At 58.8% G+C, this 23,756-nt stretch carries 23 protein-coding genes; 15 read left to right on the forward strand and 8 right to left on the reverse strand.

The features are described 5' to 3' along the window. Position 1: 1 nt before the first annotated feature. Together GOX73_RS07775 and ubiA are read right to left on the reverse strand one after the other, a co-directional pair. A complete protein-coding gene (locus tag GOX73_RS07775) occupies positions 2 to 1,912 on the reverse strand; it encodes an OmpA family protein (RefSeq protein WP_171134844.1) in 1,911 nt (636 codons plus the stop codon). Positions 1,913 to 1,977: 65 nt separating this feature from the next. Continuing rightward, positions 1,978 to 2,940, reverse strand: a complete 963-nt coding sequence (ubiA, locus tag GOX73_RS07780; protein WP_171124303.1) for a 4-hydroxybenzoate octaprenyltransferase — start codon at positions 2,938 to 2,940, stop codon at positions 1,978 to 1,980. 12 nt (positions 2,941 to 2,952) lie between these two features. Here ubiA and GOX73_RS07785 point away from each other — a divergent pair, with 12 nt between their 5' ends. The 9 genes from GOX73_RS07785 to GOX73_RS07825 all read left to right on the forward strand — a co-directional run bounded on the left by GOX73_RS07785 (position 2,953) and on the right by GOX73_RS07825 (position 13,121). Continuing rightward, positions 2,953 to 3,678 (forward strand): 16S rRNA (uracil(1498)-N(3))-methyltransferase, encoded by a 726-nt coding sequence (locus GOX73_RS07785; RefSeq protein ID WP_171124305.1) that lies wholly within the window; start codon positions 2,953 to 2,955, stop codon positions 3,676 to 3,678. Further along, positions 3,675 to 4,523, forward strand: a complete 849-nt coding sequence (locus tag GOX73_RS07790) for a GNAT family N-acetyltransferase (RefSeq protein WP_371808576.1) — start codon at positions 3,675 to 3,677, stop codon at positions 4,521 to 4,523. The genes GOX73_RS07785 and GOX73_RS07790 overlap by 4 nt, the downstream gene beginning before the upstream one ends. Next, positions 4,520 to 5,047, forward strand: a complete 528-nt coding sequence (locus GOX73_RS07795) for a hypothetical protein (RefSeq protein ID WP_171124306.1) — start codon at positions 4,520 to 4,522, stop codon at positions 5,045 to 5,047. The genes GOX73_RS07790 and GOX73_RS07795 overlap by 4 nt, the downstream gene beginning before the upstream one ends. Before the next feature lie 64 nt (positions 5,048 to 5,111). Then, positions 5,112 to 6,482, forward strand: coding sequence for a glutamate--cysteine ligase (locus tag GOX73_RS07800; protein WP_171122737.1), 1,371 nt, complete (start codon positions 5,112 to 5,114; stop codon positions 6,480 to 6,482). A gap of 127 nt (positions 6,483 to 6,609) precedes the next feature. Continuing rightward, positions 6,610 to 7,677 (forward strand): Hint domain-containing protein, encoded by a 1,068-nt coding sequence (locus tag GOX73_RS07805; RefSeq protein ID WP_171124309.1) that lies wholly within the window; start codon positions 6,610 to 6,612, stop codon positions 7,675 to 7,677. A gap of 85 nt (positions 7,678 to 7,762) precedes the next feature. Then, positions 7,763 to 8,836, forward strand: coding sequence for a phenylalanine--tRNA ligase subunit alpha (gene pheS / locus GOX73_RS07810; RefSeq protein WP_171124311.1), 1,074 nt, complete (start codon positions 7,763 to 7,765; stop codon positions 8,834 to 8,836). Positions 8,837 to 9,264: 428 nt separating this feature from the next. Then, positions 9,265 to 10,068 carry a PHB depolymerase family esterase gene (locus tag GOX73_RS07815; protein WP_171124313.1) on the forward strand — a complete coding sequence of 268 codons (804 nt, stop codon included), beginning with the start codon at positions 9,265 to 9,267 and terminating at the stop codon, positions 10,066 to 10,068. Between the two features lie 78 nt (positions 10,069 to 10,146). After that, entirely contained in the window at positions 10,147 to 12,543 is a 2,397-nt protein-coding gene (gene pheT, locus GOX73_RS07820; RefSeq protein WP_171134845.1) for a phenylalanine--tRNA ligase subunit beta, read from the forward strand. A gap of 128 nt (positions 12,544 to 12,671) precedes the next feature. Beyond that, positions 12,672 to 13,121 (forward strand): YtoQ family protein, encoded by a 450-nt coding sequence (locus tag GOX73_RS07825; RefSeq protein ID WP_171124317.1) that lies wholly within the window; start codon positions 12,672 to 12,674, stop codon positions 13,119 to 13,121. 42 nt (positions 13,122 to 13,163) lie between these two features. On the opposite strand, the gene GOX73_RS07830 is transcribed toward GOX73_RS07825, so the two are convergent. Next, positions 13,164 to 13,862 carry a glutathione S-transferase family protein gene (locus GOX73_RS07830; protein WP_171124319.1) on the reverse strand — a complete coding sequence of 233 codons (699 nt, stop codon included), beginning with the start codon at positions 13,860 to 13,862 and terminating at the stop codon, positions 13,164 to 13,166. 214 nt (positions 13,863 to 14,076) lie between these two features. Between GOX73_RS07830 and GOX73_RS07835 the strand changes: the two genes are divergently transcribed. Further along, a complete protein-coding gene (locus GOX73_RS07835) occupies positions 14,077 to 14,883 on the forward strand; it encodes a mechanosensitive ion channel domain-containing protein (RefSeq protein ID WP_171122723.1) in 807 nt (268 codons plus the stop codon). A gap of 130 nt (positions 14,884 to 15,013) precedes the next feature. Here GOX73_RS07835 and ald read toward each other — a convergent pair whose 3' ends face one another. Next, positions 15,014 to 16,132, reverse strand: a complete 1,119-nt coding sequence (gene ald / locus GOX73_RS07840; RefSeq protein ID WP_171124322.1) for an alanine dehydrogenase — start codon at positions 16,130 to 16,132, stop codon at positions 15,014 to 15,016. Between the two features lie 136 nt (positions 16,133 to 16,268). Between ald and GOX73_RS07845 the strand changes: the two genes are divergently transcribed. Then, the gene (locus tag GOX73_RS07845; RefSeq protein ID WP_171122720.1) at positions 16,269 to 16,727 is read left to right on the forward strand and encodes an Lrp/AsnC family transcriptional regulator; all 459 of its coding nucleotides are present in this window, start codon (positions 16,269 to 16,271) and stop codon (positions 16,725 to 16,727) included. Between the two features lies 1 nt (position 16,728). On the opposite strand, the gene GOX73_RS07850 is transcribed toward GOX73_RS07845, so the two are convergent. Beyond that, the gene (locus tag GOX73_RS07850; RefSeq protein ID WP_171124324.1) at positions 16,729 to 17,517 is read right to left on the reverse strand and encodes a CPBP family intramembrane glutamic endopeptidase; all 789 of its coding nucleotides are present in this window, start codon (positions 17,515 to 17,517) and stop codon (positions 16,729 to 16,731) included. Positions 17,518 to 17,862: 345 nt separating this feature from the next. Here GOX73_RS07850 and ppk2 point away from each other — a divergent pair, with 345 nt between their 5' ends. Then, complete coding sequence (gene ppk2 / locus GOX73_RS07855; protein ID WP_171122715.1) at positions 17,863 to 18,780, forward strand: polyphosphate kinase 2; 918 nt, start codon at positions 17,863 to 17,865, stop codon at positions 18,778 to 18,780. 118 nt (positions 18,781 to 18,898) lie between these two features. Here the strand turns inward: ppk2 and rpsU are convergent, their stop codons facing one another. After that, positions 18,899 to 19,105 carry a 30S ribosomal protein S21 gene (gene rpsU, locus GOX73_RS07860; protein ID WP_005614280.1) on the reverse strand — a complete coding sequence of 69 codons (207 nt, stop codon included), beginning with the start codon at positions 19,103 to 19,105 and terminating at the stop codon, positions 18,899 to 18,901. Positions 19,106 to 19,216: 111 nt separating this feature from the next. On the opposite strand from rpsU, the gene GOX73_RS07865 reads away from it, so the two are divergent. Both GOX73_RS07865 and GOX73_RS07870 read left to right on the forward strand, forming a co-directional pair. After that, entirely contained in the window at positions 19,217 to 19,909 is a 693-nt protein-coding gene (locus tag GOX73_RS07865) for a COQ9 family protein (RefSeq protein WP_171124327.1), read from the forward strand. Between the two features lie 55 nt (positions 19,910 to 19,964). Next, positions 19,965 to 20,948 carry an NAD(P)H-quinone oxidoreductase gene (locus tag GOX73_RS07870; RefSeq protein WP_171124329.1) on the forward strand — a complete coding sequence of 328 codons (984 nt, stop codon included), beginning with the start codon at positions 19,965 to 19,967 and terminating at the stop codon, positions 20,946 to 20,948. A 16-nt stretch (positions 20,949 to 20,964) separates the two neighbouring features. On the opposite strand, the gene GOX73_RS07875 is transcribed toward GOX73_RS07870, so the two are convergent. Next, positions 20,965 to 21,822, reverse strand: a complete 858-nt coding sequence (locus GOX73_RS07875) for a DUF2189 domain-containing protein (RefSeq protein ID WP_171124331.1) — start codon at positions 21,820 to 21,822, stop codon at positions 20,965 to 20,967. Positions 21,823 to 22,016: 194 nt separating this feature from the next. On the opposite strand from GOX73_RS07875, the gene GOX73_RS07880 reads away from it, so the two are divergent. After that, complete coding sequence (locus tag GOX73_RS07880) at positions 22,017 to 23,000, forward strand: quinone oxidoreductase (protein ID WP_171124332.1); 984 nt, start codon at positions 22,017 to 22,019, stop codon at positions 22,998 to 23,000. 70 nt (positions 23,001 to 23,070) lie between these two features. Here GOX73_RS07880 and GOX73_RS07885 read toward each other — a convergent pair whose 3' ends face one another. After that, positions 23,071 to 23,547 carry a YHS domain-containing (seleno)protein gene (locus tag GOX73_RS07885; protein ID WP_171124334.1) on the reverse strand — a complete coding sequence of 159 codons (477 nt, stop codon included), beginning with the start codon at positions 23,545 to 23,547 and terminating at the stop codon, positions 23,071 to 23,073. Between the last annotated feature and the right edge of the window lie 209 nt (positions 23,548 to 23,756).

The following is a 23,756-nucleotide window of genomic DNA, read 5'->3' on the forward strand; positions in this document are numbered from 1 at the left end:
CTTACTGTTCCTCTGCGCCGGTATTTTCGGCTTCTGGCTGCGCGTCTTCCGAGTCGCCTGTCGTGGCTTCCATCGCCTCAAGCCCGGTTTCGGAATTGGCGACAGGTTCGGGTCGGATCAGTCGGAACTCGATCCGACGGTTTTCCTCACGGCCTTCTTCGGTGTCGTTTTCTGCGATGGGCTGGGTTTCACCATAGCCGACGGCCGAGTAGCTGCCGGTTGGAATCCGGCGGCCGCGCAATTCGTTCAGAATGGACTGTGCCCGCGCCTGGCTGAGTTGCTGGTTCATCTCTTCGCGGCCCTGACTGTCGGTATGGCCCTGAATTTCCATCCGAATTGGTCCGCACTCTCGCAAAATGTCGGCAATTTGGTTCACAGTGTCGCGCGAGTCTGACGCAATCGTGGCCGAGCCCGGCTCGAAGGCAATTTTGGTTGCTGCCTGAATCTCCGCGATCTGCTCCTCACACATTTCGGGGTCCGGCAGCGTGTCTTCTGGTTCAGGGGGTGCTTGATAGGTGATGGACAGAGTATAGTCCTGCGCGTCCCCCAGTTTTTCGGACAGCAGACCGGCGATGCGGGCCTTGGACTCGGGATCGTGACTGATGCCGCTAAGGACGACATCATCCGGCGTTACTGTCAGAGCGCCATTGTGCAGGTGAGACAGGGCTTCGAGCCCGGCCAGCACGCGCACGGGCCAGTCTGACGGTAAATCGGGGGCAATCCGCGCGGCGGTATAAACTTGTTCAGACCCAAAAGCCGCCCGTGCGAAACTGTCGACCATGTCGCGCGCCGCTTCGTCACCCAAACGGCCGCGCATCTGCACCAGACCTTCAGGGCTGCGTGTTGCGGAGAACTCTGTCGGACCCGCAGGTGCGTCTTCGGTCGGTTCCGGCAATACGGCGTGCAAGGCGAAAACACCGGGCAGAGCGGCCTCAAGCTCGCCTACGATCCTGTCAAAAAGCGCGGGATTGGTGCCTTCGGCGGCGACCAGCGTTACATCAGCGTCCGAAATTGTGATTGAACCCTGACCAATTTCCGCCAGCGCGCGAATGCCCAGAGATGTAGCCTCGGGCCAGCGGGGCGATGGCACACCCAGCCCGATCGTGCAGGAATACGGACCCGTCAGACCAGCGCCTTGCGCCGCTTGGATTATCGTGTCGCGCGCTTCTTCGTCTTGCGCCGAGCACGCATCAAAGGTCCCGCCGGACTCATCAATCAAATAACGCAGGGTGAAAGGCGTGATCACCGGTCTTGGCGCCGAAATGGACAGCCCGATGCGCAGGCTGGGGGGGGCTGCCCGGGTCAGGTCCTGTTCCAGTTGCTCTTTTTCCTGCTGGCTGTCTGCGATGGCCGTGATCTTGACCAGTCCGGGGCTGGCTGAGATTTTGGCGCGCGGCAGACGCGCCAGTGCCTCAACCGAATAGTTTAACGCTTCTTCCCAGCCTTTCGGCTTTGGATAGTCTGCGGTTTCCATCAGGTCCGAGACCTTGCCGCCATTCAGATTGCGAAGCCGGTCTACCAACGCGTCCCGGTCCTGGCTGGCAGGTATGAGGCCAATAACCGAAATGCCGCTGTCGTTGCGCAGGATTTCTGCGGAAAAGCGTGGTGGAGCCAACTGACGCGTCGCTTCAACCTGCATCTCGTCAATGACGCGCGACGTATCAACTTCGGTCCCTGCGGCTGTTAATGCGTTGAAACGGGCGGCCTCATCCTGTGCGGTTCCGGTCAGGATGACTCGCAGGCCGTCGGATTCAACTTCGGCCCAGTCATGGCCTTTAAGGTCCAGCGCGCGCCGCACTGCGAATTCGGATGCCTCTTCGACCTTTGTCACCGCGTAACTGGCTGCCAGCAGGGATACTCCGGCTGACACGAGGAAAATCAGGGCAACGGCGATGAAATAGGGCAGGCGCATGTGCGGGCAATCGACTCCTCGGGTGATTGAGCAGCACTCTTACAGAGGCCTGCGCCGAGGTGCAATCAGACCAGCAACGCGACGCCAAGGAAGATCAGCGGAATAAGGCCGGTGTCCCGATTGGCGCGGAACAATTGCAGCAGCTTGGCGTTGTCATCCGTGTCCAATCCGCGCAACTGCCACGCCATATGCCATCCCATCGCCCAAGGACCGAAAAGAGCCACGAACAGTGCAAGGGTCGACGCCTGTCCCGTTGCTGCGTCGATGATCGCAAGGCCCATTAACGCGACGGTTGCGACAAGGAAGTATTTCAGCCATTTCGCCGTGTTCTCACCAAATAGACGGGCGGTGGATTTGATGCCGATCAGCTCGTCATCTTCGGCGTCCTGATGGGCATAGATCGTGTCATAGAACAACGTCCACGCGATGCCTGCCAGATACAGCGTGATTGCGGGAACGCTGACTGTTCCCGTATGCGCGGCCCAAGTCAGAAGGATGCCCCAATTGAACGCGAGGCCCAGAAACACCTGCGGCCACCAAGTGAAGCGTTTGGCGAAAGGGTAGATCGTTACAGGAAGCAGAGACAGCACGCCCATTGCCATGGCGGCCCGGTTGAAGGTCAGCAGGATCATCAATGCCAGAAGGCATTGCAGCAACATCCAGAACGCAGCCTGCCGCACACTGACTTGTCCCGAAGGAATGGGTCGCGACCGGGTGCGTTCGACCTGAGCATCGAATTCTCGGTCGGTGATATCATTCCATGTGCAGCCCGCGCCCCGCATCAGGAACGCACCGATGGCACAGGCGACAGCGATCCAAAGATCTTCCAAACGCGGATTGCCGTCGCTCAGGATCGCCAGCGCCAGACCCCACCAGCAGGGGATCAGCAATAGCCATGTGCCGATGGGCCGGTCTGCACGGCTCAGGCGCAAGTATGGCCGGGCGAAAGCGGGCGCGTGTGTATCGACCCAGTTGCCGGATACCGCATCGGCGACCTGACCGTCTGGTGTTGGGGCGTTGCCTTGCATATGTAACGTCTCATGAGTGCAAAGATCAGACTGTATGTAGAGCACCCTCTGGGTCCGGGGCAATCCGTTGATTTGACGCGCGAGCAGGCGCATTACCTTTTCGGCGTCATGCGTCTGGCCGTGGGCGGGCACGTGGCGCTGTTCAACGGCCAAGACGGAGAGTGGCTGGCCCAGGTCGTGCAGGCCGGAAAACGCGGCGGGGTGCTGACCTGTTTGAAACAGTCCAAACCTTTGCAACTGCCGCCTGATCTGTGGCTGCTTTTTGCGCCGATCAAAAAAGCACGGACCGATTTCATTGTCGAAAAGGCGGCCGAGATGGGTGCCGCGCGCATCCTGCCCGTCCAGACCGAATTCACCAATTCCGAACGTATCCGACAGGACCGCCTGCAGGCCCACGCGGTCGAAGCCGCTGAGCAATGCGGCGGGACTTATGTACCCCAAGTCGCCGACCTGCAGCGTCTGGACCGCGTGCTGGATTCATGGCCTGACGGTCGCCAACTGATGTTCTGTGACGAGGCCGAGGTGGGATCAGCCCTGCGTCTGGCAGCGAACGAAAAGGATCAGCCCTGGGCTATCCTCATAGGGCCCGAAGGAGGGTTTTCCGATCGGGAACGCTCGCGCCTGTCTGGGTTGCCCTTTGCGCATGTGGTCAGTCTGGGCCCACGCATCCTGCGGGCGGATACGGCGGCGGTTGCTGCGCTGACAATGTGGCAGCAGGCGCTGGGGGATTGGACGTGACGTGGCGGCAGGCGCGGCAAGAAGACGTGCCAATGATCGACCGGTTTCTGTCGAAACACATTCAGACATCGATGTTTCCTCTGGCCAATTTGCGTGATTTTGGTTTGCGGGGGTGTGACCCGCGCGCGTTGAATGTCTGGGCATTGGGCGATAGTCCGCGTGCCATTCTTGCCATCACGAACGAGGGTATGGTGCTGCCGCAATGCCCTGATTGCAGCGATGCCGAGCTTTTAGAAGCGATAGAGTTGATCCGGGGCCGCGCATTGTTCGGTCTGGCGGCCGAGGCAACGCAGGCCCGCCGATTCATGCATTTGGCGGGGTGGGATAATCGGCCTGCGACCATGAACAGTGACGAACCGGGCTTCACACTGGATCTGAACCACATCGTCTTGCCCGATACGTCCGGCGCCACGCTAGTGCCGCTGGGTGATGTGGATCGCGAGATTGCCGAGGGCTGGCGTCAGAGCTACCTGACCGAAGCGATGGATTTCGACGAGGATCGCGCGCAAAACCAGTCAAAGAAAGACGTTGCCGCCTATGTCGAACGCGATTCTCACCGGGCTTTGCTGGTTTCTGGTCAGCCTGTGGGAATGACGGGATTCAATGCGCGATTGCCCGAAGTGGTGCAAATCGGTGGCGTTTATACCCCGCCTACCTTGCGCGGATGCGGCTATGCGAAATTGGCCGTCGCGCTGCACCTGCTTGAGGCTCGGGCGGCGGGTGTAACCCGCGCTGTTCTTTTTGCGGCTTCCGATTCCGCTGCGCGTGCTTATATCGCAATCGGATTTAAACCCGCAGGTCAGTATTCCCTGATCCTGTTCAAGACCCCAAAGGACCCGGCATGAGTTTCATCCGACCCGAAGCCAAACTGACCCTGTGGCGCTGGCGCGAGGTGCTGGCGGCCGGTGTGGTTCTGTTGGTCGGACTCAGTTGGATCAGCGGCCCCGGGGGCCTGCTTGGCTGGTTGGGGTGGGTGCTGGTGATTGTCGCCGCGGCGTTGACCGTGATCGGTATTCAACGCGCGCGGTTCAGAACCGGAGCAGGCGGACCCGGCGTTGTTACTATTGACGAAGGGCAGATCACCTATCTTGGCCCGTTGGATGGTGGCATCGTCGCTGCACGTGAAATCGAGCGGCTGGCATTGGACCCGACCTCGAACCCTGCGCATTGGGTTCTGGATCAGCCGGGTCAGCCTGCGCTTCACATTCCTGTGAATGCAGAAGGGGCCGAGGCGTTGTTCGACGTTTTCTCGGCCTTGCCGGGGCTTAAAACCGAAGCAATGCTGGCGGAACTGAACAGCGGAGGCGTGCATCCGGTAGTCATATGGGAGCGTAACCCGATGCGCCCGCCACATCTTCGGCTGCATTGACACTGGCGGCATTTCACCGCACGACTGACCGAAAGACAGACACATCAGGATCGGAGAGCGGTTCATGTCCATCCCCCAGTCCGGCGGCGGGCCGATCGAACGCCACGAACAACTTGCCGAATATCTGGAATCGGGCTGCAAGCCCAAGTCCGATTGGCGTATCGGGACCGAGCATGAGAAGTTCGGCTATTGCAAGGACACTCTGAAACCGCTGCCGTTTGAAGGCAAACGCTCGATCGTGGCTGTGCTGGAAGGTCTGCGCGACCGCCATGGCTGGGCCGAGGTGCGCGAAGCGGGTCACTTGATCGGGCTTGAGAAAGACGGCGCGAATGTCAGCCTTGAACCCGGCGGTGCGCTGGAGTTGTCGGGTGCTCCGCTCGAGACCATCCACGAGACCTGCGATGAGGTGAACACCCACCTGCGCGAGGTGAAGGATATTGCCGACGAGATCGGCGTGGGGTTCATCGGACTGGGCGCGGCCCCCATCTGGACCCATGACGAGATGCCGTTGATGCCCAAGGGCCGCTATCGGTTGATGAACGACTATATGGAAAAGGTTGGCACCATGGGGCGCGCCATGATGCGTCGCACCTGTACGGTTCAGGTCAATATTGACTTTGGGTCCGAGGCCGACATGGTGCAGAAATTGCGTGTGGCGCTGGCGTTGCAGCCGGTGGCGACCGCACTGTTTGCGAACTCGCCGTTCTTCGAGGGCAAGGTGAACGGCCAGAAAAGCTGGCGCAGCTATATCTGGCGGCATTTGGACGATGCACGGACCGGAATGCTGCCTTTCGTGTTCGAAGAAGGCTTCGGGTTCGAGCGTTACGTGCAATACGCGCTCGATGTGCCGATGTACTTCGTTTATCGCGATGGGCAGTATATCGACGCGCTGGGCATGTCCTTCCGCGACTTCCTGCAGGGCAAGCTGCCCGCGCTGCCCGGTGAAACGCCAACCCTATCGGATTGGGCCGATCACCTGACGACCGCCTTCCCCGAAGCGCGGATCAAGAAGTTCATGGAGATGCGCGGCGCAGATGGCGGCCCTTGGCGTCGCCTGTGTGCGTTGCCTGCTTTCTGGGTGGGTCTGACCTATGACCAGGGTGCACTGGATGCCGCGTGGGATCTGGTCAAAGGATGGGACGCTGAAACGCGCGAATCCTTACGCGTCGAGGCCGCTAAAGATGGCCTGCAGGCACGGGTCGGAAACATCAACATGCACGATCTTGCGCGCGAAGTTGTTTCGATTGCCGAGTCTGGCCTGAAGTCCCGCGCCTTGCCCGGCGCTGGCGGGTTGGTTCCGGATGAGACCCATTTTCTGAACGCTCTGAAGGACAGCATCGAGACAGGCAAAGTCCCCGCGGATGAGTTGCTGGATCACTACAATGGCGACTGGAACGGCGATCTGACCCGGATTTATCCCGAATACAGCTATTGATTGCCGTCACGCCGATCGCCGGATTGTTGCAAATGAGTGATCCCCGGTCCAAATCTCATGTGTATTAAGGTTCGGTTTTTGGTTTTGAGGGTATAGTCCCGACAAACCTTTGTGTGTCGGTGGACATATGGCTCGTATCAGTGAACTACATTATTCGAACGCGTATGCCGCGCAAACAGGCGTGGCCGAGTTTCTGGAAGTCTCGCTCAGCCCGTCCGAGGACCCATCGGATTTCACGGTGTCCTTTTATCAGGCCAATGGTACGGTCGGCATAGAAATTCCGCTTGATGACCCGTCTGTTCAGGTCTTTACCGACCCTGACAACGGCGAGCAGGTCTTTGTGATCTCGGCGGACGATTTCCCGATCCTGCTTACCGATCCTAACGGCGGTGGTCCGAACATTTTTGAGGCTTATGCGCTCACCAACACCGCGACGAACGAAGTGATCGACTTTTACGACATCGGTCGCGGGACGCAGAATATTCTGGCTTTGGATGGGGCCGCTGCTGGTGCGACCTCGGAAAACCTGCCGGTTTTGACAAATCCGGGTCAGACGACGACGTCTATTCAGTTTAATCAGCCAGACCCTGATACGCAGGTTAACGCGCCTCTTTCGCCGGGTGACAGCGGTGCGGCCTGTTTTGTGGCGGGTGCGCTTGTGGAGACACCGGACGGCCCGCGTCGGGTTGAAACGCTGCGGCCGGGCGATCTGGTTTTGACGGTTGACGACGGTGCGTGCCCGGTGCGGTGGGTCGGAGGGCAGACGGTCAGGGGCAACGGCCGGTTTGCCCCTGTTCGGATTCAGGCCGGCACCTTGGGCGCGCAGCGCGACATCCTTGTCTCACCCCAACATCGGTTGCTGATTTCTGGCTGGCAGGCGCAATTGCTGTTTGGCGAGGACGACGTGCTGATCGCCGCCAGCGCTTTGACCAATGGCAAAACGATCGCCTCTGCGCCCTGCGATATCGTGCGCTATGTGCATCTGATGTTTGATCGCCATCAGCTTGTCTCAACCTCTGGCTTGATTTCTGAGAGTTTTTTTCCAGGGGGTGAAGGGCTAAAGGGGCTTGGTGCTGACACGGCGGATGAACTTTTCGCGCTGTTTCCCGAATTACGCGACCATCCTGGCAGCTATGGCCCGACATCACGGCCCGTACAGCGCAAGGCCGAGGCAATCGCGCTGCGGTCGATTTGAAAGCGCACCGGCCCCCTCTTGCTTTCGCGCGTCGCTGTGATAGCAGGTCCTGAACATCAGTCAGAGGCCAGGTTCAGGAAGCGTCATGGACGATCTTAAGGCAAAATATCTGGGGCAGATCGCCGAGGCAGGCGACGAGAACGCGCTTGAGGCGATCCGCGTCGCGGCCGTGGGCAAAAAAGGCGAGGTCGCGCTAAAAATGCGCGAACTGGGCAAGATGACGCCCGAGGAACGTCAGGTCGCAGGCCCTGCGCTGAACGCTTTGAAGGACGAGATCAACTCGGCCCTGTCCGCGAAAAAGGCGGCTTTGGCCGATGCCGCGCTGGACGAACGCCTGCGCACTGAATGGCTGGACGTGACCCTGCCGACCCGCGCGCGCCGACAGGGGTCGATCCACCCGGTCAGTCAGGCGACCGAGGAACTGACTGCGATCTTTGCTGAACTGGGTTTCTCGGTGGCCGAAGGGCCGCGCATTGAAGACGACTGGTACAACTTCGACGCGCTGAACATCCCCGGCCACCACCCTGCACGGGCCGAGATGGATACGTTCTACATGCACCGTGCCGAGGGTGACAATCGCCCGCCGCATGTGCTGCGGACCCATACGTCTCCGGTGCAGATCAGGTCGATGGAACTGCAAGGCGCGCCGATCCGCGTGATCTGTCCGGGCGGTGTGTACCGCGCCGACTACGACCAGACCCACACGCCGATGTTCCATCAGGTCGAGGGGTTGGCCATCGACAAAGACATCTCGATGGCGAACCTGAAATGGGTTCTGGAAGAGTTCGTGAAGGCGTTCTTCGAAGTCGACGATGTCGAACTACGCTTCCGCGCCTCGCACTTCCCCTTCACCGAGCCGTCGGCCGAGGTCGATATCCGCTGTTCATGGGATAACGGCCAGCTAAAGATCGGCGAGGGCGACGACTGGATGGAAATTCTGGGTTCCGGCATGGTCCACCCCAAGGTCATCGCCGCCGGCGGGATCGACCCCGAAGCCTATCAGGGCTTTGCGTTCGGCATCGGTATCGACCGTCTGGCGATGCTGAAATACGGTATTCCTGATCTGCGGGCGTTCTTTGATAGCGATCTGCGCTGGCTGCGCCACTACGGGTTCGCGGCGCTGGATATGCCGAACCTGCATGGTGGTTTGTCGCGGTAAATATATCCGCTGGGACTGTATCTGGCCCGTTACTTGGATTGTTGGGACGATCGGGTTTCACATGCTCCCTTACGTTGGCTTTTGGGTCTAGCGTTTGGGATTGTGATAGTTACACGAGTGGCTGTTTCTATTGCAGGTTCCAGCGCTGTGTTGATGGGTTTTGTCCTTCTTGTAGCGGTTTGCCCAGGTATTTGGGCCGCTTACGTTCGTTTCAGCATGCAAGTGAGGCCGCGACAGGAAGAAAAATTGCGAATTTTGCGAGTGCAGCGCGGGACAAAGAAGAGAAAGTAGAATTGTACGGCTTGGCGCTGCGTTGATTGTAGGCCGGGCTTTAGCCCGCCATTTGGTTCGGATGGGTGCCGGGCTGAAGCCCGGCCTACACCAATATTTTATGTGACACCGCGTGTCAGGTGACTAGGCTCTGGCCTATGATCTATCGACTGCTTTTCCTCTTGATGACCGCAACCCCGGCGCTCGCCATGGGACCTTGGAAATCCGATTGCCATGGCGATACCGCCTGTGAGGTCGGGGACCGCTCGTATCATGTGCTGGAGCCGGATGGATGGGATGGGGAAAGTCCTCTGCCGGTGCTGCTGCATTTTCACGGATGGTCGCGGCAGGGCACCGTAGTGGTGAACCATGAACGGATCGCGGGGGCCACGAAGCTGCGGGGTGTGTTGCTGGTGGCCCCGAACGGCTTGGGCAAAAGCTGGAATTTCTGGTCGGCGGATACCGGGGATGTCCCGTTTGCCGATCGGGTGCTAGAGGATGTGGCCAATCGCTATCCGGTGGACCCGGACCGCATCTATGTCTCGGGGTATTCTTATGGCGGTGCGATGGCGTGGCGCTTTGTGTGCCAGTCGGGTAATGACATGGCGGCGCTGCTGGCCGTTGCCGGCTCGATCCGTCAGACGGAAACCTGTCCCGAAGCCCCGCGCGAGGTGCGGCATGTGCATGGCTTGGATGATACAGTGATGGATTTCCCCCTTGGCCCCGATGGGGACACGACCTATCCGGTGGCGCTGTGGCGCGAGAAGTACAATTGCAACGGCGCGACCCCGCGCGGGGATTGGAGCGTGAAGCCGTTCCTGACGCTCAGCCGCACGGAATGGACCGATTGCGCGCAGGGGCAGGTGGTGCTGGACACGCATCCGGGCGGACATTTCATTCCGCATGGCTGGATCGGCTGGCAATTGGACGAGCTTTTGGGCCGCACCCCCACCTATCCGTAGCGCGCAGCGCTTGCACCTTGGCGCAATCTTTGCCATTGCCTGTGCCAAACGGATGATTGCCCAAGAAAGCCCGCTGCAATGAAATTCACTCTGTCCTGGCTGAAAGACCACCTCGATACGGATGCGTCGGTTGATGAGATCGCCGAGGCGCTGACCGACCTTGGCCTTGAGGTCGAAGAGATCGTGAACCCGGCGGACCGGCTGGCAGGCTTTACGCTGGGCCATGTGAAACATGCCGAGAAGCACCCCGACGCGGATAAGCTGCGTGTGTGCACCGTGGAAACCGATGAGGGCGATTTGCAGATCATCTGCGGTGCGCCCAATGCCCGCACAGGGATCACGGTCGTTGTCTGCAAGCCGGGCATGTATATCCCTGGTCTGGATATCACCATCAGCGTCGGCAAGATTCGCGGCGTCGAAAGCTTTGGCATGATGGCGTCCGAGCGCGAGCTGGAGCTGTCGGACGAACATGACGGCATTATCGAGCTGCCCTCGGGCGAGGTGGGTGACACGTTCGTGGACTGGCTGGCCGAGAATGAACCCTCGAAGGTCGACCCGATGATCGAGATCGCGATCACGCCGAACCGCCCCGATGCGCTTGGTGTGGCGGGGATTGCGCGCGATCTGGCCGCGCGGGGTGTGGGGACGCTGAAGCAGCGTGACTATACGCCTGTACCCGGCGATTTCGAAAGCCCGATCAAGGTGACGATTGACGAAGACACGCTCGACGGTGCGCCTCATTTCACTGGACGGGTGATCCGCGGGGTCAGGAATGGACCCAGCCCGCAATGGTTGCAGGATCAGTTGAAGGCGATTGGGTTGCGTCCGATTTCGGCTCTGGTGGATATCACTAATTACATGACCTTTGACCAGAACCGCCCGTTGCATGTGTTTGATGCGGACAAGGTGCAGGGCAACCTGCGCGTTCATCGCGCTAAGGGCGGCGAGAAGCTGGTGGCGCTGGACGAAAAAGAATACACTTTGCAGCCCGGCATGATGGTGATTTCGGACGACAAGGGCGCGGAATCTATCGCTGGCATCATGGGTGGCGAGGAAACCGGTTGTACCGAAGAGACAGTAAATGTCTTCCTCGAAAGCGCGTTCTGGGATCATGTGCAGATCGCCCTGACCGGTCGTGCGCTCAAGATCAACTCGGACGCGCGGTATCGGTTCGAACGTGGCGTTGATCCCGATTACACCCGCGAAGGGCTGGAGCAGGCAACGCAGATGATTCTGGATATCTGCGGGGGCGAGGTTTCGTCCGTTGTCGAAGCAGGCAAAGCACCGAACCATGCGCGTGCCTACAAGCTGGACGCGGCGCGTGTGCAGTCGCTGGTCGGGATGGATATTCCCGAAAGCGAGCAGCGCCAGACCCTGACCCGTCTGGGGTTCCGCCTTGAGGGCGAGATGGCCCATGTTCCTAGTTGGCGCCCCGATATCATGGGTGAAGCCGATCTGGTGGAAGAGGTCGCGCGGATTGCGTCCCTGACCAAGCTGAAAGGCAAGCCGCTGCCGCGTATCACGGATGGTATCCCCAAACCGGTGATGACGCCCACACAGCGCCGTCAATCCATGGCGCGTCGTACTTGCGCGGCCTTGGGGTATAATGAGTGCGTGTCATACACGTTCATTGATCAGGCGTCGGCTGCGCTGTTCGGTGGCGGTGATGAGGTGACGCAGTTGGAAAACCCGATCTCGTCTGAGATGAGCCATATGCGCCCCGATCTTCTGCCCGGTCTGTTGCAGGCGGCGGCGCGCAATCAGGCGCGCGGATATGCAGATGTGGCCCTGTTCGAGGTCGGCCCTGTCTTCCATGATGGCGAACCGGGGGATCAGAAAACTCAGATTTCCGGTCTGCTGGTCGGCCGCGACGGGCCAAAAGATGTGCATGGTGCGTCACGCCCCGTCGACTTGTTCGACGTGAAAGCAGATGCCGAGGCTGTGCTTGCAGCCATTGGTGCGCCCGCCAAGGTTCAGATTCTGCGCGATAGCGATGCGTGGTGGCATCCGGGCCGTCACGGTAGAATCTGTCTGGGTCCGAAAAAGGTGTTGGGTGTGTTTGGTGAACTGCACCCGCGTATCCTGCAGGCGATGGATATCAAAGGCCCGGCGATGGCCTTTACCATATGGCCGGATGAGGTGCCTCTGCCCCGTAAGTCCGGCGCGACCCGAGCGGCATTAGAACTGCGTGACCTGCAAGCGGTCGAGCGGGATTTTGCCTTTGTCGTAGACGAAAGTGTCGAGGCACTGACCTTGGTCAATGCGGCCGCAGGTGCGGACAAGGCACTGATCGAGGATGTGCGTGTCTTTGACGAATTCATCGGTGGCAGCGTCGGTGAGGGCAAGAAATCCCTTGCCATTACTGTTCGCCTTCAGCCGACTGACAAGACGCTCAAGGAAGAAGATATCGAGGCGGCCGCCCAGAAGATCATCGCCAAGGTTACCAAGGCGACCGGTGGAACCCTGCGCGGTTAAGCCGGTCTGCAATCGAAGTTTAGGGCGCGCCTTCGGGCGCGCTTTTTTTGCCGAACCTATGACGTTGCGACCTCTTGGGTTGCCAAGGAATTCGCACTAGGGTCGCGCCAACCAGCAAGGAGAGTTCCATGAGCCTGAGCGTTTACCTGTCCGGAGAGATTCACACCGACTGGCGTGAGCAGATCATCGAAGGCGCAAAAGGGTTGGATATTACGTTCAACAGCCCCGTGACGGATCACGACGCCAGCGATGATTGCGGAGTGACCATTCTGGGTGCCGAGTCGAACAAATACTGGCATGACCATAAGGGCGCGATGGTTAACGCTATTCGCACGCGCAACGGGATCACCGATGCTGACGTTGTCGTGGTGCGGTTTGGCGAGAAGTACAAGCAGTGGAACGCAGCGTTCGACGCAGGGTATGCTGCGGCTTTGGGCAAGTCCCTGATCGTATTGCACGGCCCCGATCACCAGCACGCCCTGAAAGAGGTGGACGCCGCTGCGCTGGCAGTTGCCGAGCAGCCCGCGCAAGTTGTTGACGTGCTGCGGTACGTCTTGACGGGCAAACTTCCTGGCTGAAGTGAAGGTGCGGGGTGAGGCGGGACCTCACCCTACCCGGTTTTACTCTGTCGCTGGAATGCGCAGGCCGCGCTGAACGGCGGGCCGTGCAAGGAACCGGTCGACATAGGGTTGAAGGTTCGCGAAATCGTCCCATCCAACGATCTCTTTGACGCCATAATAGTCCAAACCGCGCAGCCATGGGACGATGGCTATGTCGGCGACCGAATACTCTCCGGCGATCCAGTCTTGACCGCTGAGTTGTGTGTCCAGGACGTTCAGCAACCGTTTCGCTTCGGCGATGTACCGTTCGCGGGGGCGTGGGTCTTCGATCTCTTTTCCGGCGAATTTGTGGAAATAGCCCAACTGTCCGAACATCGGCCCAAGACCGCCCATCTGAAACATCAGCCATTGGGTGACACGATGTTTGTCGGCCGGCGTTGACCCCAGCAGCTTGCCGCTTTTTTCGGCGAGATACAGCAGAATCGCACCGCTTTCGAAAAGCGCCAGCGGTTCTCCGTCCGGACCATTGGGGTCGATGATCGCGGGGATCTTGTTGTTGGGATTCAGCGAAAGAAACTCGGGGCTTTTAACATCCTTGTCGGACAGCGTGACCAGATGCGGCTCATAGGGCAGGCCGGTTTCTTCCAGCATGATCGAGACTTTGACGCCATTGGGCGTAGGATAGGAATAGAGTTGGATCTTGTCGGGGCTGCTGGTAGGCCAGCGGGCTGTAATCGGGTGTGAGGTGGTGTCCAGCATGGTTGGTTCCTTTCAGACGGTCTGCAACAGGTAAGCACGGATGGACGATCCTTCCAGTGGTGGGAGTGTGCGCAGCCGGTCAGCGGCTGTGTATTCTGGAACAACGGGGAAAAGGTCTGGATCTCACACCTAGACCAAAGCCCCGTTATCGCTCAAACTTCGGCAATCCCGCGCAGCCGTCGCGGGTCAGGAACAACTCGGAAAGGAGAAGCGCGTGGATGAGGTCGTGACTCAGGTGGGTGCGTTTGCCCCCCTTATCGTGAACGCTGTGAAGGCATTGATTGTTCTAATCCTTGGGTGGATCGTGGCCGGAGCGATCAGCGGCGTGGTCCGCCGCCGGATCAATGCAACACCGAACATTGATCAGACGCTTGGGAATTTTGTCGCCAGCCTTGTGAAATGGGCGATACTGGCCATGGTTCTGGTCGCCGTGCTGGGCATTTTCGGCATCGAGGCGACCAGCATCGTCGCCATTCTGGGTGCTGCTTCGCTTGCGATCGGTTTGGCGCTTCAGGGAACGCTCAGTGATCTTGCCGCCGGAGTGATGCTGGTGGTGTTCCGCCCCTACAAGCTGGGTCAGTATGTCGACATTGGCGGGACGTCCGGCACCGTGAAAGACCTGAACCTATTCACGACCGAGCTTGTGACGCCCGACAACGTACAGATCATTGTCCCCAATGGTCAGTCCTGGGGGTCGATCATCTCGAACTATTCGGCGCATGATACCCGGCGTGTCGATTTGGTGTTTGGGATCGACTATGGCGACAGCGCGGATGAGGCGATGAAGATCATTCTAAGTGTCGCGCAGGCGGACAGCCGCATTCTGAGCGATCCCGAACCCTGGGTACGGGTGACCAATCTGGGCGACAGCTCGGTTGATTTGACCGCACGGTTGTGGTGCGCAAATGCCGATTACTGGGACGTGAAGTTCGAGTTGACCAAAGCGATCAAGGAAGCGTTCGACGCCAAGGGTGTCTCGATTCCATATCCGCATTCGGTGGAGATTCACAAACAGGCGTAAGTGCTCCCGCCCGTCGTCGGGCATTGAAAATGCCCTTCTCCGGTTGGGTCCGGCGCCGCGCCTTTGGCGCGGCGCCGGACCCAACGCTGTAAACGCCCTCGGCAGAGGGCGCTTTCAGGGGCGGGAGGGTTCAGGACTTGATCACCACATTGGGTGATACAACGTCGATCCCCAGTGCCTTACCGACCGCATAATAGGTCAGTTGTCCGGCGTGAACATTCAGCCCGGCCAGCAGGTGCGGATCGTCCTGACAGGCCTGTTTCCAACCTTTGTCGGCTAGCGCCAGCATGAAGGGCATCGTCGCGTTCCCCAATGCAATGGTCGAAGTCCGCGCGACGGCGCCGGGCATATTGGCCACGCAATAGTGCATGATGCCATCGACCTCGTAGATCGGCTCGGCGTGGGTTGTGGCTTTTGAGGTCTCGAAACAACCACCCTGGTCAATGGCGACGTCAACCAAAACCGCGCCGGGTTTCATCGTGGATAGCTGTTCGCGCGTAACCAGTTTTGGCGCAGCGGCTCCGGGGATCAGCACCGCACCGATGACCATGTCCGCGGTTTGAATCAGCTCAGCCGTGGCACCGGCCGTCGAGTACTGGTTCTTGAACCTGTTCCCGAACACGTCGTCGAGGTAGCGCAAGCGCGGCAGAGAGCGGTCCAGCACAGTGACATCTGCGCCCATGCCGGCTGCGATCTGGGCGGCATGCGTTCCCACAACGCCCCCGCCGATGACCACAACTTTCGCGGGGCCTACACCGGGGACACCGCCCATCAGCACCCCGCGGCCACCGTTGGCCTTCTGGAGGGTCCATGAGCCGACTTGCGGCGCAAGGCGACCCGCGACTTCGGACATCGGCGCAAGCAAGGGCAGGCCACCGCTGGAGTCGGTTACGGTTTCATAAGCAATGGCCGTACACCCCGAAGCAAGCAGGTCATGCGTCTGATCTGGATCGGGTGCAAGGTGGAGGTAGGTAAACAACAACTGACCTTCGCGCAGCATCTTGCGCTCGGCTGCCTGCGGTTCTTTCACTTTGACGATCATGTCTGCCGTGGCGAAAACCTCGGCCGCGGTGTCGACGATCGTCGCTCCGGCTGCGATGTAGTCGGCATTGTCAAAGCCCGAGCCCTGTCCGGCCCCGGTTTCGATAATCACCTCGTGACCTCTGGCAATGGCCTCTTGCGCGGCGTTGGGTGTCATGCCGACGCGGAACTCTTGCGGTTTGATTTCCTTGGGGCAACCGATTTTCATTTGGCCTCTCCGTTTATTAATTGCCTAAAATATAGGCAATGCCGGATGCAATTTCTGTGAAACTCTGCCTGCCGCTGTGCTTTTCTTCCGAAGATTCTTCGATAAAATAGCGTCTACCTGCAAAAGGATTGCGCTCATGAGCCTTGATACGACAGATCGAAAGATTCTTGCCGCGTTGCAAAGAAATGGCAGAATGTCCAATGCCGAATTGTCCGAGCAGGCCAACCTGTCGCCCTCGGCCTGTCATCGTCGCGTGCAGCGACTCGAGTCAGAAGGGTATATCCGGGACTATGTTGCCTTGCTCGATGCGCGCATGATGAAGGTGCCGACGACCGTATTTGTCGAGATCACGCTGCAGGGTCAGGCCGAAGAGGTTCTGGATGCATTCGAGAAGGCCGTTGCACGGATTCCGGATGTTCTTGAGTGTCATCTGATGGCGGGAACGGCGGACTATATTCTGAAGGTCGTGGCTGAAAATACTGAAGATTTCGCTCGCATTCACCGTCAGTACTTGTCGCGACTGCCGGGCGTGGCGCAGATGCAAAGCTCTTTCGCGCTGCGGACGGTGTTCAAGACCACGGCTTTGCCAGTGTAATTCAGACAGGGCCGGGATAGGTGAAAAAGGCCAGATGCACCGCGTTAAACGCAAAGTGCATCAGCGTGGGCACCCAAAGCCGACCGGTTGCATAATAGCCAAGCCCGCAAGCCGCCCCGAGGATCGAAGCGAACGCGACCAGCGCCAATCCACCCGGCCAGTGCACCAGACCGAACAGAACGCTCGCGGCGGCAATTCCCAAGGCTGCCCCAAGTTTTGAAGAAATCATGGATTGCAGATAGCCGCGAAAGAAAGCCTCTTCCGTCAGGCAGGTTAGCAGCAGGTTTGCGAGTGCGAACAACAGCCACCACTCGGGCAGGCCGATCTCGGGCCGTACGGCCCCGGTTGCAAGGCCAGTTGCGAACAGCAGAGGCAAGAGTATTAGGCCAACGAACAAGGGGAAACGCCGAACCTGCGCGATTGGGGTGTTCACGTTGGGCCAGGCCAGAAGAACGGCGAAAAGAACCAGGGGTTTGTCCAGGTTCAGGTACATGCTGAACGCCGTGCTGTCTGGTCCCGATTGGACCTGATCAAGAATCAGCAGGTTGTGGAAACCAGGGACCAGATGCGCACCCAAGGCAGCGGCCCACAGGATCATTGCGGTATGCCCAAATCCTGCAGAATACCCGGATAACCGAGGTATAATGGCCGCGCCACCAAGACCCGCAAGCGCAATGCAAAGCGCGATTGGGGTGATCAACCCGGTTGTAAGAGCGGCCGCGCCGAACATGGCGAGCAAAGCAAGGCAGAGCATCCTCTTGCCAGCGACCGCGACGATCTGCGCAGTCATGAGTATCAGCCAGGGCCAAATTGCGGGTAGCAAAGATGCAAAATGTGTCACGGGACTCTCGCGGGTTTGCTTCAGGTACAGATGCGTTCACGCGGTTGAATAAGGCAAGATAACGTGCGGGGCAGCGGTGCCAACCATTTGGCTATGCGGTATTTTTGCCGCGTGTACACGGCGTGTGTATTCTTTGTTGCCAGTGCTGTCTTACGCGTTTTCTCGTGTCGCAGTGACCTTGCGGCCCAGTGCGGTTAAGCTTAGGAAAAGGGCCTTCATCAATTTTTCTGATGACATCAGGCGTTTACACTCGCCCGGTACGGTCCGAGCCCGATATGAGATAAGGAACAGACCTTGGCTTACGAAAACAACGATGCCCCCAAAGACTGGCTGGAAGCCGAGTTGGAAGACACGCTGGACGAAGATTTCGAGATCGAATTTAGCGAGCCAATGCTGTCAATGGAGATCCGCAAGATTTACAAGGATCAGCACCCCGAGATGCTGGACCGCAAGGTCTATTTCCGCAACCTGCTGCGCCTTCAAGCCGAGTTGATCAAGGTTCAGGACTGGGTGCAGCATACCGGGGCCAAGGTCTGTATTCTGTTCGAAGGCCGCGACAGCGCAGGAAAAGGGGGGGTGATCAAGCGGATCACCCAGCGACTGAACCCTCGGGTCGCGCGGGTTGTGGCTTTGCCAGCGCCAAGCCGCCGGGAACAAAGCCAGTGGTATTTTCAGCGCTACGTTCCGCATCTGCCTGCGGCCGGTGAAATCGTTCTTTTCGACCGGTCATGGTACAACCGTGCGGGCGTCGAGCGGGTCATGGGCTTTGCCAGCGAGGATCAGGTCGGACAGTTCTTTCAGGACGTTCCCGAATTTGAACGGATGCTGGTGCGCTCGGGGATTATCTTGCTGAAATACTGGTTCTCGATCACGGATGAGGAACAGCAGTTGCGATTCCTTATGCGCATCCACGACCCGATGAAGCAGTGGAAGCTGTCTCCGATGGATCTGGAATCCCGCATCCGCTGGGAAGCTTACACCAAGGCCAAGGAGGATATGTTGTTCCGCACCAATATTCCCGAGGCACCGTGGTATATCGTCGAAGGCAACGACAAAAAACGCGAGCGGCTGAACTGTATCGAACACCTGCTGACCAAGATCCCCTATACGGACGTACCGCAAGAAAAGGTCAATTTGCCGGATCGTAAGTACAACCCGGAATATGAACGCCGCATCCTGCCGGATGAGTTGCACGTTCCCAAAATCTATTGATCCTGACGCCCCTGATGTTTCGGGGGCGTTTTTCTTTGGCCTTGAAACGACAAACCCCCGGGCGTGGCCTCGGGGGTCGTCAAATAGTGTCATCCAAAGCTGGACGAGCGTCAGGTGCTTAGAGCAAACCTTCGCGCTGGGCTTTCTTGCGTGCCAGTTTACGGGCACGGCGGATCGCTTCAGCTTTCTCGCGCGCTTTTTTCTCGGACGGTTTCTCGAAATGTTGCTTAAGCTTCATTTCACGGAACACGCCTTCGCGCTGCAGCTTTTTCTTCAGGGCACGAAGCGCCTGATCGACGTTATTGTCGCGAACACTAACCTGCATGTGGTTGTCACCACCTTTCTAGATAGAGTTGCAAGGAAATTGCAGGAAGTGGCCGTATAGCAAAGCGTCCCTAACTTGTCTAGTACTGGTGCAAGAACCCGGAGTACCGCCATGACCACCACTTATGAAGACGCCAAAACCCAGCTATTGGACGCGATGCTGGCCCATGTGCCCTTTGACGGCTGGTCTGAAACCAGCTTTCGAATGGCCATAGCCGATTGCGATATGGACGACGCGCTGGCGCGCGCCATCTGCCCCCGTGGTGCGGTCGACCTGGCGCTAGCGTTTCACGCGCGGGGGGACGCTGCGATGGTGGAGCGCTTGAAATCCGAGGATTTAAGCGATCTGAAGTTCCGCGACCGTATCGCCGCCGCCGTCCGGTTCCGCCTTGAAGCGGTTGAGGACAAAGAACTGGTGCGCCGGGGCGTGACACTTTTTTCACTGCCGATGTACGCGGCCGATGGGGCCAAAGCAATGTGGCAGACCTGCGATCTGATCTGGGAAACGCTGGGCGATACGTCTGACGACGTGAACTGGTACACCAAGCGCGCGACGCTGTCTGGGGTCTATTCCTCAACCGTGTTGTTCTGGCTGGGGGACGATTCGCCGAACCATCAAAAATCGTGGGAGTTTTTGGACCGCCGCATCGACAATGTCATGCAGTTCGAAAAGATCAAGGCGCAGGTGAACGGGAACCCTTTGTTTAAGCCGCTTCTTGCGGTTCCGAACTGGCTGGCGGGTCAAGTGAAGGCTCCGATGAAAATGAAAGCTGATCTGCCGGGAATGCTGAACCCACGCAAGTAAGCGTCTGGGCCTTTCGTTATTTGGCTGTTAGGCATTGGGCAAAGGAGATTTGCCCATGACCCAAACGATGCGCGCCGTTGAAATTACCAAGCCCGGCGGCCCGGATGTTCTGCAATTGGTTGAACGCCCGGTGCCCGAGGCACAAGCCGGTCAGGTTGTCCTGAAAGTGGCTTACGCGGGTGTGAACCGCCCCGACGCGCTGCAACGGGCGGGGGCTTATGATCCGCCCCCGGGTGCCAGTGATCTGCCGGGGCTTGAGGCTTCTGGTGAAATCGTAGCCGTCGGAGCCGGTGTCGAAGGGGTGTCCGTGGGCGACAATGTCTGCGCGCTTTTGCCGGGAGGTGGCTATGCTGAATACGTGGCCACACCCGCCGCGCATTGCTTGCCGGTGCCCGCTGGCATGGGCCTGAAAGAGGCCGCGTGCCTGCCCGAAACCTTCTTTACGGTCTGGTCAAACGTGTTTACGCGCGGCGGTCTGAAAGCTGGCGAGCGGATTTTGATCCATGGCGGCTCCAGCGGAATCGGTACAACGGCTATCCAGTTGGCGAATGCGTTTGGCGCGCGGGTTTTTGCAACCGCCGGGTCGGCTGAAAAATGCGCGGCCTGCGAAAAGCTGGGCGCGGAAAAGGCGATCAATTATCGCGATGAGGATTTCGTGGCAGCGATGCGCGCCGAAGGCGGCGCGAACCTGATCCTCGATATGGTGGGCGGCGACTACATCCCGCGCAACGTGAAAGCCTTGGCCGAGGACGGGCGATTGGTTCAGATCGCCTTTCTGCAGGGGCCGGTGGTCGAATTGAACTTTGCCATGATGATGGTGAAACGTCTGACCCTGACCGGCAGCACCTTGCGTCCGCAATCCGATCTGGCCAAGGCGAAGATCGCGCAGGACCTGCGCGAGGCCGTCTGGCCTCTGCTTGACGCCGGGAAAGTGGCTCCTGTGATGGACAGCGAATTCGAGCTGGCCGATGCAGCGGCGGCGCACGCCCGAATGGAAAGCTCAGGCCACATTGGTAAGATCGTTCTGAAGGTCGGCTAAGCGCCAGCCGAACGGTTCAGGCCACGGCGCGGCGATACAGATGCCATGTGGCGTGGCCCAGAACCGGAATGATCACAATCAGCCCCAGCAGCATCGGAATTGCGCCCAGAATCAATGAGGCGGCAACGATAAGTCCCCATGTCAGAATAACCCCCGGGTTATGTCGCAACACCCGTACCGATGTTACGACGGCCACCGGCACACCGACCTTGCGATCCAAGAGCAATGGGAAGCTGACCACACTGATGGCCAATGCGATTAGGGCAAACAGGAACCCGATTGCATTGCCAATTAGGATCATGGTCCAGCCTGCGCGGGTCGTGAAGACTTCGGTCAGGAATGCCCCAAGGGACGTTGGCAAATCGGGTCCCAGGGTTTGGACATAAATGCTTTGCGCAACCATCAGCCAAATCAGCAGCAACATGACCAGGTAGAAACCCAGCGCAAGTATCGCCCCGAATGAGGGAGAGCGGAAAACGCCGAACGCGTCCAGCCAATGGGCTTCGGCCCCCTGTTCGCGTTTGCGGCTGATTTCATAAAGGCCCACGGCAGCCACTGGTCCGACAAGGGCGAACCCTGCGATCAGCGGGGCCAGCAAAGGAACCATGTTCCTGTTCAGCCCGAACCCGAACATCAAAAGCCCTGCGATCGGATAGATCAGCACGACGAAAATCGCGTCTGCCCGGGTTTCCACAAAATCTTCCGAACCCGCGCGCAGACAGGCCCAGAGGTCGCTCAGGGTCAGAGTCTGAACCCGCGGTAATTGCTGCGTGTCCGAACTGCCGATACGGGTCACGCTTTCTGCGATATGATCACCGGTCGCACCAATATTGCGGGCTGCCCAGCTGATCGGATTTCCAATAGTCTTGGCCATCGTCATCCCCTCCGGTTTGCATTTGAACGCAGCAGAGATGATCCGGCGACAGTTGCCTTTGGCCGGACCAGCCGGCAACGCTTAGGCACCAGTATAACACAATTTTTTCTGTTTTGGCGGTTGCTCGCGGTATTGTGCCGATTGTTATGTGTCGCAGGCGTGTTAGCTTGGCGGCAGACAACAGGAGGTTCAGCATGCATCAAACGGCACGAACCGTCGTTATTCACGAACACGGCGGCCCTGAGGTTCTCAAGATCGAAGACCGCCCCCTTGGTGAACCGGGACCCGGAGAAGTACGCATTCGCCATCACGCCTGCGGATTGAATTTCATCGACGTGTACCAGCGCACCGGACTGTACCAGATGGAGTTGCCGCACGCTCTGGGTATGGAGGCCGCAGGGATAATCGAAGCCGTTGGCGACGGTGTGACCCATCTGGAACCCGGCCAACGTGCCGCCTATGCCGCGGCCCCAGCGGGCGCCTATTGCGAAGCGCGTGTCATGCCTGCGGCTCAGGTCTGTCCCCTGCCTGATGAAATCTCGTTTGACGCGGCGGCGGCAATGATGCTCAAGGGTATGACGGTTGAGTATCTGTTCCATCGCACGACGCCGCTGAAACGCGGAGACACCGTTCTGTTCCATGCGGCAGCCGGGGGTGTGGGCCTGATTGCCTGCCAATGGGCCAAGTCCGAAGGCATCAAGCTGATTGGAACCGCAGGCACGGATGAGAAATGCAGTCTGGCGCAGTTCAACGGTGCCACCCATTGCATAAATTACCGGACCGAAAACTTTGCGGAACGCGTCGCCGAGATTACGGGTGGCAAAGGCGTGGATGTGGTGATGGACTCGATCGGGGCCGATACGTTCAACGGGTCGCTGGACTGCCTTAGGCCGCTGGGAATGATGATTTCGTTCGGGAATGCATCGGGTCCCGTGCCGCTGATGGATATCGGAATTCTGGGCAAGAAGGGGTCGCTTCAAATCACCCGGCCGACCTTGTTCACCCATATTGCCGATCACGCTGTTTGTCAGGCCATGGCTCGGCGCTTGTTAGGCAAGGTGGCGGGCAATGAGGTCAAGATACACATAGATCAGCGTTTCCCGCTGGAACAAGTCGCGGACGCCCATCGCGCGCTTGAAGCGCGCCAGACCACAGGCAGCACGGTGCTGGAATTGTAAACGGCAACCGTCGTCAAAAAAGAAAACCGGCGGCATTCCTGCCGCCGGTCTTTTCTTCGCAAGGGTTGGCTTACTGCGCTTGCAGTTCGGCCGGAGTTTTGCTTGCGATGTCTTTCCAGTTGGCGTCTGCGGCTTTGTTAAAGCCCGGGATGTCGCCTTCCCAGCGTTCCTGAATGTCAGACGACAGGTTCAGGTACAGCTTGTTGTCAACGATTTTCCAGTAGTTCGGGTCGCCGTCAAACTTAAAGCCCATTGCGGTGCCGAATGCACAGTAGCCGCCATATGCAGGCAGGTACGCTTCGGGGTTTTCTTCAAACGCGACTTTGTTTTCTTCCGATGCAAAACGGTACAGCGCGTCGTTGTGCAGCGCGGTGATGCGGTAGTCGCCTTTGGTCGCTTCGCCAACGGTGAAATAGGCAACCGGGTCATAGCCCTGCAACGCCAGACCAGTCGAGCTTGCGTTCAGTTCAACACCAACGGCCAGAGCTGTGCTTGCGACTGCGACGGACAGCGCAACGCCGCCGATGAGGGATTTGATCTTGTTCATGGTTTTCACCTTTCGTGAATTGAGCCACCGGACGACGCGCAAATTGTGCCCGGTAAACTCTCGAGATTTTGTTCAGTGCGGTCGGGAATTGGCCGTCACGACCCCGAAATGGGCGGCCTTGGCATCACGTTCAAAACAATGAAATGTGAGGGCGCTGTAATAATTGGATTTCAGGCATGAAAATAGGGCGATGCCTAATAATCCGGCTG

This window comes from Ruegeria sp. HKCCD7221 (genome assembly GCF_013031225.1).
GTDB lineage: Bacteria > Pseudomonadota > Alphaproteobacteria > Rhodobacterales > Rhodobacteraceae > Ruegeria.